General features: G+C 66.4%; 10 protein-coding genes and 1 tRNA gene. 2 read left to right on the top strand and 9 right to left on the bottom strand.

Annotated elements, in window-relative coordinates; translation table 11 throughout:
• Positions 1 to 25 precede the first annotated feature (25 nt).
• Genes D1832_RS10545 through D1832_RS15850 form a run of 6 tightly spaced genes read right to left on the bottom strand, consistent with a single transcriptional unit; the run spans position 26 to position 6,013 of the window.
• On the bottom strand, positions 26 to 1,480 hold the full coding sequence (locus D1832_RS10545; protein ID WP_118913907.1) for a peptidoglycan D,D-transpeptidase FtsI family protein: 1,455 nt from the start codon (positions 1,478 to 1,480) through the stop codon (positions 26 to 28).
• On the bottom strand, positions 1,477 to 2,853 hold the full coding sequence (locus D1832_RS10540) for an FtsW/RodA/SpoVE family cell cycle protein (protein ID WP_118913905.1): 1,377 nt from the start codon (positions 2,851 to 2,853) through the stop codon (positions 1,477 to 1,479). Before D1832_RS10540 ends, D1832_RS10545 begins: the two co-directional genes overlap by 4 nt.
• Positions 2,850 to 4,121, bottom strand: coding sequence for a PP2C family protein-serine/threonine phosphatase (locus D1832_RS10535; RefSeq protein WP_047310841.1), 1,272 nt, complete (start codon positions 4,119 to 4,121; stop codon positions 2,850 to 2,852). The genes D1832_RS10540 and D1832_RS10535 overlap by 4 nt, the downstream gene beginning before the upstream one ends.
• A 4-nt stretch (positions 4,122 to 4,125) precedes the next feature.
• Positions 4,126 to 4,596 (bottom strand): FHA domain-containing protein FhaB/FipA, encoded by a 471-nt coding sequence (locus D1832_RS10530; protein WP_118913903.1) that lies wholly within the window; start codon positions 4,594 to 4,596, stop codon positions 4,126 to 4,128.
• Positions 4,593 to 4,832 carry an FHA domain-containing protein gene (locus D1832_RS10525; RefSeq protein ID WP_241510975.1) on the bottom strand — a complete coding sequence of 80 codons (240 nt, stop codon included), beginning with the start codon at positions 4,830 to 4,832 and terminating at the stop codon, positions 4,593 to 4,595. Before D1832_RS10525 ends, D1832_RS10530 begins: the two co-directional genes overlap by 4 nt.
• A complete protein-coding gene (locus D1832_RS15850) occupies positions 4,730 to 6,013 on the bottom strand; it encodes a DUF3662 domain-containing protein (protein ID WP_241510974.1) in 1,284 nt (427 codons plus the stop codon). The genes D1832_RS10525 and D1832_RS15850 overlap by 103 nt, the downstream gene beginning before the upstream one ends.
• 316 nt (positions 6,014 to 6,329) lie before the next feature.
• On the opposite strand from D1832_RS15850, the gene D1832_RS10515 reads away from it, so the two are divergent.
• Positions 6,330 to 6,411 (top strand) — tRNA-Leu (locus D1832_RS10515).
• Between the two features lie 227 nt (positions 6,412 to 6,638).
• Here the strand turns inward: D1832_RS10515 and D1832_RS10510 are convergent.
• Both D1832_RS10510 and D1832_RS15160 read right to left on the bottom strand, forming a co-directional pair.
• Positions 6,639 to 8,552, bottom strand: coding sequence for a hypothetical protein (locus tag D1832_RS10510; RefSeq protein ID WP_147362680.1), 1,914 nt, complete (start codon positions 8,550 to 8,552; stop codon positions 6,639 to 6,641).
• A complete protein-coding gene (locus D1832_RS15160; RefSeq protein WP_147362679.1) occupies positions 8,518 to 9,660 on the bottom strand; it encodes a hypothetical protein in 1,143 nt (380 codons plus the stop codon). Before D1832_RS15160 ends, D1832_RS10510 begins: the two co-directional genes overlap by 35 nt.
• A gap of 1,842 nt (positions 9,661 to 11,502) precedes the next feature.
• Here D1832_RS15160 and D1832_RS16230 point away from each other — a divergent pair.
• Positions 11,503 to 11,796, top strand: coding sequence for a helix-turn-helix domain-containing protein (locus D1832_RS16230; RefSeq protein ID WP_118913996.1), 294 nt, complete (start codon positions 11,503 to 11,505; stop codon positions 11,794 to 11,796).
• A gap of 279 nt (positions 11,797 to 12,075) precedes the next feature.
• Here the strand turns inward: D1832_RS16230 and D1832_RS16225 are convergent, their stop codons facing one another.
• A complete protein-coding gene (locus D1832_RS16225) occupies positions 12,076 to 12,267 on the bottom strand; it encodes a helix-turn-helix domain-containing protein (RefSeq protein ID WP_370563168.1) in 192 nt (63 codons plus the stop codon).
• Between the last annotated feature and the right edge of the window lie 127 nt (positions 12,268 to 12,394).

Raw genomic sequence — 12,394 nt, 5'->3', positions numbered from 1 at the left:
GCGGCGCTCGCGGCTGCGGTCTCCGTCATCGCACGGCCGCCTCGAAGATCTGGCGTGCAGCGGGTGCGGCGACGGAGCCGGCCAGGGCTTCGACGCCCTGGTCTCCGCCGTTCTCGAGGACGATGGCGAGGGCGATCTTCGGGTCGTTGGCGGGCGCGAAACCGGTGAACCACAGGTCGGCGGCGTTCTTCGTGTCGCCCTGCGCGGTACCCGTCTTGCCGGCGACCTGGACGCCGGGGACGGCGGCCTGCTTACCGGTGCCGTTGTTGACGACGGCTTCCATCATCTCGGTGAGGGAGTCGGCGGTCTGTCCGGAGATCGGCTTGGCGCGCACCTTCGGGTCGGTCGACTTGATGACGTCGAGGTCGGAGTCGACGACGTTCTTCACGAGGTACGGCTGCATCTGGTTGCCTCCGTTGGCGATGGTGGCGGAGATCATCGCGATCTGCAGCGGCGTGACACGCACGTCGTACTGGCCGATGGCCGACATCGCCGTCTGGGGCTCGTTGAGCTGGGTCGGGAACGTGCTGGGCGTGACCCGCATCGGCACGCGCATGACGTCACCGAAACCGAACTTCTTGGCCTGGGAGGCGAGCTTGTCCTGGCCCAGGTCCATGCCGAGCTGGGCGTAGGCGGTGTTGCAGCTGACCTCGAGGGCGTGCAGGAGCGACGTCTCGTCGTTGGGGCCGCACGCGCGCCCGTCGTCGTTCGGCAGGGAGTGCGTCGTCTGGGGCAGACGCAGGGTGGCCGGGCCGGGCAACGTCGAGGAGTTCGAGTAGTTGCCGGATTCGAGCGCGGCGGCCGAGGTGACGAGCTTGAAGGTCGAACCCGGCGGGTAGAGAGTGCCGCCGATGGTGCGGTTGACCATGGGCTGGTTCGCGGCCGCGTTCATCTGCGTCCACGTCTTCGTCACGGCCTCGGTGTCATGCGAGGCGAGGTTGTTCGGGTCGTAGGAGGGCGAGGTCACCATGGCGAGCACGGCGCCCGTCTTCGGGTCGAGCGCCACGACGGCGCCGCGGCGGTTGCCGAGGGCCTGCGCGGCGGCCTGCTGGATCTTGGGGTTGATCGTCAGCTCGAGGTTGGCGCCCTGCTTGGGCTTCCCGGTGACGACGTCGACGAGGCGGCGGTAGAACAGCGAGTCGCTCGTGCCGGTGAGCACTTCGTTCTCGGCACCTTCGAGGCCGCCGCCGTTGCCGTAGACGAGCGAGCTGTAGCCGGTGACGGGGGCGTAGAGGCTGCCGTTCGTGTACTGACGCTCGTAGACGTACTTGTCGTTCGACTTGCGGCTCGTGGCGATGGCCTTGCCGTCGACGAGGATCGAGCCGCGCTCGATCTTGTACCCGGCGTTGATGATGCGCGTGTTGCCCGGGCGGTTGTTGAGCGACTTGGCCTGCAGCACCTGGATGTAGCTCGCGGCGAGCAGGACGGAGCAGAACAGGGCTGCGACGACGAAGCCGAGACGTCGGATGGGCGTGTTCATCGAACCTTCACCACCTGGGTGTCGTCGCTTCCACGGGTCGGGTCGGTCTCGGCGACGCTCGGGCGCCGGGCCTGGTCGGAGATGCGCAGCAGCAGGGCGATGATGGCCCAGTTCGCGAGGAGCGAGCTACCACCGGCGGAGAGGAACGGTGTCGTCAGACCGGTGAGGGGGATGACGCGGGTGATGCCGCCGAGGACGACGAAGCACTGGAGGCACACGGAGAACGCGAGGCCGGTGGCGAGCAGCTTGCCGAAGCCGTCGCGGCAGGCGATGCCGATGCGCAGGCCGCGCTCGACGATGATGGCGAACAGCACGATCATCGCCATGATGCCGGCGAGACCGATCTCCTCACCGAAGCTCGACATGATGAAGTCGGAGTTCGCTTCGGAGTAGTTGAAGGTCGGGTAACCGCGGCCCAGGCCGGTGCCGGTGATGCCGCCGAACGCGAGGCCCATGAGGGAGCGCGCGACCTGGTCCGACTGGCCGGGCGTGAAGGGGTCGAGCCACAGCGCGACGCGGTTCTGGAAGTTCGCGAAGAGCAGGTAGGCCACGTAGCAGCCGGTGAAGAACAGGATGAGGCCGATGGCCACCCAGCTGCGCCGCTCGGTGGCGACGTAGAGCATCGCGACGAAGAGGCCGAAGAACAGCAGCGAGGTGCCGAGGTCCTTCTCGAAGACGAGGACGGCCAGGGACATGAGCCAGGCGAACATGATGGGGCCCATGTCGCGGGCACGCGGCAGGGGGAAGCCGAGGAAGCGCTTGCCGACGAGGGAGAGCGCGTCACGCGTCTGCACGAGGTAGCTGGCGAAGAAGATCGTCAGGAGGATCTTGGCGACCTCGCTCGGCTGGAAGCTGAGCGGGCCGATGTGGATCCAGATGCGGTTGCCGTTGATGTTCATACCGATGAACGGGAGCATCGGCATCATGAGCAGCGCGAGACCGGCTGCGGCGAACGTGAACGTGTAGCGTCGCAGCTTGCGGTGATCGCGGATGAGGAACAGCAGCGTGATGGCGGCGCCCACGGCGATCGTCGACCACATGAGCTGACGCAGCGCGGCGCCCTCCATGATGTCGCGGCCGCGGGCGACGTCGATGCGGTGGATCATGACGAGGCCGAGGCCGTTGAGCAGCGTCGCCGTCGGCAGGAGGACGGGGTCGGCGTAGCTCGCGACGATGCGCACGACGAGGTGGAACACGAGCGCGAGAACTCCGAGACCGATGCCGAGGGTCATGATGTCCGCCGGCATCGTGCCGTCGATGGCGAGGCCGACGCTGGCGTAGGCGAACAGCACGACGACGACCGCGAAGCCGAGGAGGAAGAGCTCGGTGCCGCGTTTCGTGCCGGAGGTGGTGCGGGTGAGGCCGAGACTCACTGCTTGCACTCGCTTCCGTTCGGTGAGGCGGCGAGGCACTTCACCATCTCCGCCCGGAGACGTTCGACGGTGGCCGCGGCTTCCGAGTCGCTGGAGGCCTCGAGGCCGGCCTTGACCTTGGTGCGCCAGAACTCGGGCAGGTCGGCCGTCGGGATGTCCGTCTTCTCCTCCACATGGCTGAGCTCGAGCGGGCCGAAGCCGCCGTCAACGCCCTGGTGGATGGTGACTCGTCCGCCGGAATCCTTGACGAAGTACTGGCTCTGCGACCACGTCCAGCCCCAGATCGCGGCGACGGCGAGGGCCGCGAGGACGACCAGTGCGGCGATGGCGGCGTAGAACCGGCCGCGACGGCGGGGGCCGTCCTCGGCGAGCTGGGCGCCGCTGTGCTCCTCGGTCTCCTCGTCCTCGTCGTCGGAAACTTCGCGCGAGAGAGCGCGGGCCTTCTCGGCGGGCGTCTGGTCGCGCACCGGCACGGCCTCGGTGACGCCGTGTGCAACGGCGGCGCCGACGACGGCCGGCTTGCTCGAGAGGTCGAGCTCGTCGCTGTCGGCGACCTCGCCGACGACGACGGTGACGTTGTCGAGCGTCGAGGCCTTGAGGGCGATTTCGATGAGTTCGTCGGCGACGCGGTCGATCGGCTTGCCGGAGGTGAAGATCTCCTCGATCGTGCGGCCGCCGACGTAGTCCGACAGGCCGTCGGAGCACAGGAGGAAGCGGTCGCCGATGCGGGCCTCGCGCAGCGAAAGGTCAGGAACGTCGTTCTCGCGGCCGGTGAGGACGCGGGTGACGAGGCTGCGCTGCGGGTGGTGGACGGCCTCGTCGGGGGTGATGCGGCCGGAGTCGAGCAGGCTCTGGACGAAGGAGTGGTCCTTCGTGATCTGCGTGAACTTGCCGTCACGCAGTTGGTAGGCGCGGCTGTCGCCGATGTTGGCCATGGCGAGCTGACGGCCGGCCTTCATGAGGACGATGAGCGTCGTGCCCATGCCTTCGCGGGTCGGGTCGGCGTCCATCTCGCTGCGCAGCTTCTCGTTGGCGAGGTGGATGCGGTCCGCGAGCTGGTCGAGGACGTCGTCCGCGCCGACGTCGTCACCGTCGAGGGGCACGATCTGGCCGACGACGGTGGAGCTGGCGATGTCACCGGCGGCGTGGCCGCCCATGCCGTCGGCGAGCACGAGCATCGTGTTGCTCGCGTAGCCGGAGTCCTCGTTGCGCTTCTTCGAGCCGAGGCCGACGTCGGAACGAGCGGCGAATCTCAGGGCGATGGGCATGGGGTCACTTCCTCAGCTCGAGGACGGTGCGGCCGATACGGATGCGGGTTCCCGCGTCGACGTGGACGTGCTCGCCGATGCGTTCGGCGCCGATGTACGTGCCGTTGGTGGAACCGAGGTCGTCGAGGTACCAGCCGTCGGCCTCGGGGTAGATGCGTGCGTGACGCCCGGAGGCGAAATCGTCGGACAGGACGAGAGAGCACTCGGGGTTGCGCCCGAGCAGGACGCCGGATTCGGTGAGCGGCAGTGTCGTGCCGCGCATGGCGCCCTCGATGACGGCCACGTGCGTCGGGCCCTTCTTCACGGCGCGCGGCGTCTTGGCGCCGCGCTCACGCGAGGAGGCGCGCGAGGCGCGTCCGCCACCGGTCTTCGCTCCGTAGAGGTCTCCGCGCAGGACGCCGACGACGGCGAACACGAAGAACCACAGGAGGGCGAGGAGGCCGATGCGGATGGCCGTCAGCGTCAGTTCGTTCACGTGCGGTCTCCCAGGTGGATCGTCATCGACGTGCGGCCCAGGGTGAGCCGGTCACCGTCGTGGACGTGGGTGGAGTCGATGCGTTCACCGTTGACGTAGGTGCCGTTGGTGGAGGCGAGGTCGCGCACGCTCATCACGAGGTGGGGGCCGTCGTGGGTGATGCGGATTTCGCTGTGGCTTCGGCTGACGCCCGGGTCGTCGATGATGATGTCGGCCTCGTCGTCGCGGCCGAGCACCGTGATGGCGCCCAGCAGCGGGTAACGCTGGCCGTCGATCTTGAGCCAGGGGCGCTCACGCGGCGAGACGGGGCGCGGTGGGCGTGCGGCACGCCGGCGGGGATGTGACGTGCCGTGGAGTCCTGCGGCTCCTCGGCCGGGGAGAAACCGGTGGGGTCGCCGTAGTCGTCATCGTCGTCCCACGCGAGGCCGCGGCCGGTGGCGCGGTTGTCGGGGTGGGCGTCGTCGAAGCCGTTGCCGTAGTCGTTGTTGTCATACGCGTCGTCGGCGTACCCGTTGTCGACGTCGTGACCGGCGCGCTCGTCGCCACGCTCGTCGGCGAAGCCGTCGTACTCGTCGTGGCCGTCGTGTGCGTCGTGCTCCTGACGGCGCGGCGCATCCGACCCGGCAGCGTCCCGCGAGTAGGCGCCGCCGAGGCTCGAGGGCGCACGGTTGGTGTTGCCCTCGAAGGGATCGGGGGCGTGCGAGCGGCCGTCGTATCCGTAGTCGCCGTTGGTGCCGTGTGCCTGACGGTGGTCACGGCGGATGTCTTCGCGCGGTTCACGCGGCTGGTGCTGCTCACCCGGGGCCGGCTTCGCGGCGTCGTCGGGGGCGTAGCCGGTGAGGTAGTCCTTGATGCGAGAGCCGAAGCCACGGCTGGCGGGTGCTGCGGCGCCCGCGCCTGCGGCCGTTCCGGCGGCAGCGGTCGCCGGGCGGCCGGCGTCGCGGCCGGGGCGGGGCCCGCGGTTGGAGGAGTCGTGCGAGTTGCGCTCGTCCTGTTGGTTGTGGGGACGGACGTTCGCGCGCTGGTGCGCGAGGGCTTCGGCGGCCTTCGCGGTGGCGGGGCGCAGGCGGAAGACGCCGGTCTCGAGGGTCTCGGATTCCTGCAGGACGATGGTGAACGGGCCGCCGGGCGAGTAGCGCTGCTCGTCGGCGTGCTCCTGGGCGCTCGCGATGAGTTCGTCGTCGAGTTCGTCACCCCAGGCCGAGAGGCGGTCGTAGTCGGTGGGGGAGAGCTCGATCGTGAAGAGGTTGGGCACGATGGGGCGCTTGCCGCGGCCGACGGAGGCTGCGCGGTCGTCCATGGCACGGCGGATGCCGGAGGCGATCTCGACCGGCTGCACCTCGCTCTTGAAGGCGCGGGCGAAGGCGCCGTTGACACCTTGTTCGAGTTTGCTCTCGAGCTTGTCGAACAACCCCATGGGTGCCTCCTCGTTGTGTCGTGGCCGGCGTGGAGGCCGGTGGGCCTCACGGCCTTCGACTCCCCTCGCGGCGCGGTGGTTCCGTCGGTCGGCGGCCTGTGCGTCGGTGGTGTGCGGGCAGCACGCCGGTCTGGTCGGGTGAACCAGGGATTCGATCGTAGCCGTCGGCCATGGGGAACCGCTGAATTCCTGCCCTCCGCGCGTGCCTGTGCGCCTGCTGAGGAGCCGGTTCGACGCCCGGTCCGGTGGCCGGGGCGACGCGCGCCCTGCCGATTTGGCGAACCGTGTGGCGGTAGGGAATGATAGTTGAGCACTCGCGCGAGTGGCGGAACGGCAGACGCGCTGGCTTCAGGTGCCAGTGTCCGAAAGGGCGTGGGGGTTCAAATCCCCCTCGCGCACGCGGGGTAGTTCACGAAATAGGTGGGCTTGAGTTCACGAATCCCGGTTTGAGAGAGATCTCGGACCGGGATTCGTGCTTTTCGGGGGTATGTGGAGCGTCGTTGAGGGGGTGGGGGTGGCTTGGGTTGGCACCTGAGTCATGGTTGGGGCGCACGTGGCGTTTTGTGGCATGAATATGGCCCCAGTCCGGGTGTTTCCGGGCTGGGGCCATTGCTGGCTGTGCGTGTCAGCTGCGTGTGGGGCGTGTTCGGTTTGTCTTGGGCTCAAGCGGAGGCTCGCTGCTTGGCTGCGGCCCGGCTCGGGGTGGTTGGTCGTCGTTGAAGACGGTCAGTTCGCCCGCTGGCTGGGGCTCGACTGGGGTGCCTGCGGGTGGGAGCTGCTCGGGTTTGCCGTCGTCGTGGTTGTAGCAGGTGCGTAGGACGGCGATGTTGGTCGCTGCGACGATGAATCCCAGCATGATGGTGTTCTTCGCGAGTCCGAACACGCGCGCACTGTGGCGTTGCAGGCTCATGTGGTGTTTCTTCACGGAGGCGTTGAAGGATTCGGACATGTTGCGGGCGCCGTAGGCCTCGTGCCAGCGGCTGGTGCCGAATAGTTCGGGCTGGCGGTGCTTGGCGCGAGGGTCGGCTGCCTTGACGGTGATCGTGGCCCCGCAAGCACACTTCGTGCCCGCGTCGCAGTTAGTCAGTGGCTTGTGCTCTGCCCAACGCATGGAGCGGGGGTGGTTGGGGCAGCGGACCTTGCCCGTGAGGACGGGGCCACGGTAGCGCTGGTCCCCATCTGTTGCCTTTCCCTCGCCGTTCTCATCGCGTGGGCTCAACTTGGCTGGTCCGTTGGCGGAGAACGCGTAGGCACGGCGTTCGTCGTAGTCGCGCGCCGCGGCCGCCTTCTCCTCTTTGGTAGCGCCTAGGCCCGGGCGGCGAAGTTCTTTCAGGCGTTTGGGCATGTTCGCGATATACGGGTGGCCGTCGAGAAAGATGATGCCCGGCTTGTCAGCGGGGGCGAGACGGGTCTCTTTTTCGCCAAGGTCGTGGTGCTGGACGATGCCCTGCTTGCTCAGTTGGAGCGCCCAGTTCTCGTGTTTGGCCATGGAGTAGCCACGATCCACGCACACGGCCGCGATCCTGTGACCGTCTTCTTCGAATGTTCGGTTCAGACGCTCGATCAGGTTAAGTCCGGCCCTGGCCTTCGATGAGCCAGCAGGCGCGACTTCGATCCCGTAGGCGAGTGCTGCCCGTGCGTCTGAGCCTTTGACGGGCGTCGAGGTCGCGATGTGGAGGTCATAGCCGAGGAACGTGTCCTTGCCTTTCATTTGTTTGCCCGAGCGGTAGCCATCCCTAGCGTCCTCGTCGAGTGAGTGCACGAGCCGCTTGTCGGCACCGACGTAGGGAAAGGCGCGCACCTGTGCGCCTCGGGTCCGGTGGCGCGAGCGGCGCATGACCTTGCCGTCGACAACTTCCGTTGGTGTCTCTTTGTCGGAGTCGCCAGCGATGGCCTCGCCGGCCAGTCCGAGGACGTTCAGGCTGGCGCGGGAGCGGCGCGCAGCATCGGTTTCGAAGTCGGTCGAATCCATCGCGATCGTGTCTGACAAGACCATCCCTGGGGGGTGGGTGGCACGGATCAGAGAATTGGCGATGTCGTGTTCTGTGAGGGTGAGTCGAGGTGGCCGGACCTGTCCTGTTTTCACGTTCACGGATGGACGGCACGCTTTGATGATGGTTTCGAGCCCTGACTCCACGTGGGCGTAGGTGATGTCGAGGCCTCGCAGCCCCAGCTGCCACCGTTGCGTGGGCGTAAGTCCGTTAATGACGGCTAGCGCTCCTGTCATGTGAGCTTGGCCGCGTGAGTGCATGACCGCCAATGCGATTGCGGTGAACCACGCTTCCCAGGGAAGGTAGCGTCGGGGGCCGGGGCGGTGACCATCGAGCTCCGTCGCGACGATCTTGACCGTTTCCATTCGACGGACGGCGGCCAGGGCGCGATCAAAGTCCCACGAACCCGTCTGGACAGCGGTCGCCGGTGCCATCCCGTGTTCTTCATCGGTGATGACTATGGCGGTAAGCCCGTCTGTTCGGCTCGCCCTGCTCGTGTTGGTCATCGTGATGTCAGCCGATCTGTCCATCAGGCTGCGAGCCGCCACGGCGGGACCTCATCCCGGCGGCCAGTGGCATCCATGCGTCGTGCTGTGAGCGCACCGGAACGTACGCGAGGTAGTTCGAGACTGCGGAACTGTGGTGGAGGCCAGCCATCGCTGCGAACTCCGCGATGGTGACCTCGCCCGAGAGACACTTCACGGCCCACGTGGTCCGCAAACGCATCCACGTCAGAGGCGGCAAGGAAGCGGGCAGGGCGAATGTGCTCAGGTCTTTCCAACCGCGCGACACGCTAGGCGCCGTGCTCGATCCGCCAAGAAGGCGCCCGACGGGGCGGGCCCGGCACAGGAGTCGCAAGGAGTCCGAAACGTCGCGCCGTACCGGCACGAGCCTGTCCACCAGCGCCAAGACGAGGAGATTGTCATGCAGCGGATGCTCCAGGACCTGCTCGCCGCGTAGTTCGAGCATCTCCGTCGGTCGCAAACCCGCGCCGAGCCCAAGGGTCAGGACACTCGTGAGAATCTCGCGCCTGCGCGCTGTGGATTGTGCGCCGGCAGCCGCCCAGAAGCCTTTCAATTCACCCGACGTGTAAGGCGGACAGGCCGTGGGGTGCTCGCGAAGGTTGGGTCCCGGGTGTGCCCACCCCGCTCGGGTCGTCGCCGCGCGCCCGACGCTGCTGAGTTCACTCCGCACTTCTCGTCGGGAACGATCCGATCGTGTTCCGCGCAAGGACGCGACGTACTGCTCGACCCGGGCGGGCGTGAAGATCAGCTCCGCTGAGAGAGGCACGTCGAGCCGCAAACACCACAACGAGAACGCCGTGACCACCTTCAAGCGCTTCTGAGTTGTCGTAGGCCCGTTCGTGATGGCGAGCCGAACACTCTCACGAACGAGGCTTTCAATGCGCTTCCACTCGCCGGCCGTGCAGGTTCTCCGAGTCGGCTCGTACGCGGCGATGACCTCTGCGCTGGTGTGACAGACCACGCCACCAACTGCGATGGGCTTCGGCCGGTCCGGGTGAAACAACAACTCCGGTGCTACCTGGGACCGGACACGTGCGACCTCGTTGTGAAATGCCGTCACCCGGTCGTCAGGTGTGCCGCTGAAGCAGTGGGGGGTTTCAGTGCTGAGAGTTTTTGGGTGTACTGAATTCATCAGCCGCGTCCTTTCGCTGAGCGGTTGATCGTGGTGGCCGCTGTTGCAGCAGCGAGCCGCTATATGTCGGTCCCGGCGTCGCGGGGCGTGAGTGTCGTGGTGTGACGCTCGCGCCTCGCCCGGGATGGGTGCCGTGTCTGCTCGGCGCCGGCATGCCGTCTGGTGTCTGTCACCTCCCTCGCATGTCTGATTTCTGCTGGTGTGTGGTTCAGGACCTACGTGTTGCGCGGTCAGGCCCCGATCTGGAACGCGTTGTCGGCGGCTCAGGGGTCTGAGGCTGTCCGTGCATCGCGCTGGTCTTTCGACCTGAATCAAGCCAAACAGCGAAGTGACGACTGCGGCAGGGGGGTTTTCGCCGCTGTCCGCTTCGTCCTCCGACCGGTGTGAAAACGCGAGATACACCCGCCATCTAGGGGAAAATGGCGGGTGTATCGCGGTATTTGTGTTGCTGGTTTGCTGTGGACTGCACGCAATGCGGCCCGCCAAGTGTGGCCTCCGGTAAGGGGTGGGGGAAGGCCCAAGGTGTGTCATGTTCATGAGGTCCTGGGTGCGTGTGCGCTCACACCTTCCCGGCGCGCGGAAGGGTGGTTTTGCTCACAGGGCGGCTGGCCTGACGCGATCGACATCCACTCGAGATCGGTGCGAACACGAACGTGGGGGAGGTAAAGCTCAAGGGACTTGGCACTAGTCGTTCCGGCCATTTGAAGAAATTCAGCGATTGTGACGCCCTCCGACAGAACGGCGGTTGCCCAGGTCGTTCGCAGTCGCGAAAGGGATAGCTGCGGCACACCACGCGGGATGTCGAGGTGGCGTCGCAGTGCGTGACTGCGGTGTTTCACCGCCGCGGCCTCCGACACCCGTTCTCCCAATAGGGGCCCCTCGGGCTGTGATGCGCACAACTCCTCAAGCACTGCGGTGACGTCCTGGCGAACGGGTACGAGACGGTCCGGCAACACGATGACCCACAACCGGGGGTTGACAGGATGTCGGAGAACATGCTTGGCGGCCACCACCGCGACTTCGCCACTGAGCAGGCCGGCTCCCAGCCCCGCGACTAGCAGCGTCCGAAAGTATCGACGAGCTCTCGCGTTGCGCTGTGCTTCTGCTACCTCGAAGAGTGCTTGCGTCTCGTCTGCGGTGTAGGGGAGAGCGAGGTAGGCGTTTCTTCGTAGCGGGGTCACGGGACGTGACCAGGCCGCCTTCGTCGTGCAGGCGATGCCTATGGTTCTCAACGCGCCCCGGATAGATCCGACGCTTCGATCAGCGCGACCGCTGAGTACGCCGATTGCATACGTTTCGACTCGTTCTGGCGTGAACACTCTTTCCGGGGCCAAGGGCACATCCTGTGCATGGCACCAAGCGACGAAGGATGTCGCGTAGGACATTCGTGTTCGGGCTGTCGCCGGCGAAGTACAAGGCGCCTGACTCACACACTGGCGAACGAATGCGCCGATCTCCGCCCACAGTTCCCGCGAGACTTCGTGTTGCGGTCCCGGGACGTAGGCCGCGTACACCTCAGCAGAGGTCCTACACGTCACCCCACCCGCTCTCACAGGAGGGGGCTGGGTGGAGGAGCGCCATCTGGGATCGATGCGCTGCTCTGCGCGAACCCGCTCGACGGCCTGGTCAAACTCAAATCTTGTCGGAGTTCCGTCTGGCGACACGTCAGTCTCCTAGTGCTTTGGCTGGTCCGCTTCCTGCCTCTATCCCTGCGTCGACGAAGGTGGTTGCACCGGAGTGCGCCCGCGATGGTTGACACGACATATCGGGGATACTAATCTCCAAACTGTGCCGCATGCCAGCCCTCAGATCAGAAGCTCGGCCTCGGGATACCATCAGGCCATGCCCCGCTATAGCCGACCTCAGCCGTGGGAGCTGTCGGCGAATTGGCCGGACGTTGCGGCAAGTGATTCCGCTGGGGAAGTGGCACGTCTCTTGGCCGTGAACCTCAGGAAAGCGATGGGCGGGCGTAGTGCACGTGCGGTCGCCGCCGAGACGGGCGTTGACCACACCCTTATCGGCAAGGTGTTGAACGGCAAGACGTGGGCCGACCTCGCCACCATCGCCCGCCTGGAGGACGCCCTTGGGGTTGATCTCTGGCCTCGACGAACTGACCGATCCAACTCGGTCAGCTAGGGGTAGTGCGCCAAACCCTGCCCTCAAGCGCGGCGCTTGGATGATCGCTTCGCTGAAGGTGGCCAGTCGGTGCCGTCGAGGCAAGGTCGGCCCCTCCATTGGAGGTCATGACGGCGAGGTCGACGCATGAGAACGCGGTCCGGTGTTGACTGTTGGACACCCCAATTAGACGTCGCCCTGTGGTGACACCCCTAGACCGCAGTTCGGGTCATTCGACGTGGGGTCAGTAGTTCGAAGTGCAAACTGGCCGCCCACCGCGGGGTGCTCAGCCGGAGTTGGTCACTTGAGAAGATCGGAGGGTTGGACGACAAGAGCAGTCGCAAGGTCTTCCAACCGCTCGAAGAGTAGGCCCCTGCGGCCGTGCTCGACTTCAATGAGTTGATTGCGGCTCAGACCGCATTCGAGCGCCAGAGCCTCCTGGGTCAAGCCTGCCCGTACGCGTTGTGCGCGGATGTTCGCGCCTACTCGCATGCGGCTGGCTTGCCACCGTTCCTGCTGCTCAGGCGTTGCGGCGGAACGGCGTGCGGGCATGCACCTGATGTCACGCTAGAAGGGCGCGAATGTCTGCCCTACTAGTTGGGCATTTCGGTAGGGTGGG

Origin of the sequence: Dermacoccus abyssi (assembly GCF_003515945.1) — a bacterium.
GTDB classification, from domain to species: Bacteria; Actinomycetota; Actinomycetes; order Actinomycetales; family Dermatophilaceae; genus Dermacoccus; species Dermacoccus abyssi.
Note: the sequence above shows the minus strand (reverse complement) of the source record. Positions and strands in the feature narration are given on the sequence as shown.

Excerpts from the sequence above, each read along its gene's own strand:
- D1832_RS10545 (WP_118913907.1), bottom strand. The coding sequence starts at position 1,480 with ATGAACACGCCCATCCGACGTCTCGGCTTCGTCGTCGCAGCCCTGTTC.
- D1832_RS10535 (WP_047310841.1), bottom strand. The coding sequence starts at position 4,121 with ATGCCCATCGCCCTGAGATTCGCCGCTCGTTCCGACGTCGGCCTCGGC.
- D1832_RS15850 (WP_241510974.1), bottom strand. The coding sequence starts at position 6,013 with ATGGGGTTGTTCGACAAGCTCGAGAGCAAACTCGAACAAGGTGTCAAC.
- D1832_RS15160 (WP_147362679.1), bottom strand. The coding sequence starts at position 9,660 with ATGAATTCAGTACACCCAAAAACTCTCAGCACTGAAACCCCCCACTGC.
- D1832_RS16230 (WP_118913996.1), top strand. The coding sequence starts at position 11,503 with ATGCCCCGCTATAGCCGACCTCAGCCGTGGGAGCTGTCGGCGAATTGG.
- D1832_RS16225 (WP_370563168.1), bottom strand. The coding sequence starts at position 12,267 with ATGCGAGTAGGCGCGAACATCCGCGCACAACGCGTACGGGCAGGCTTG.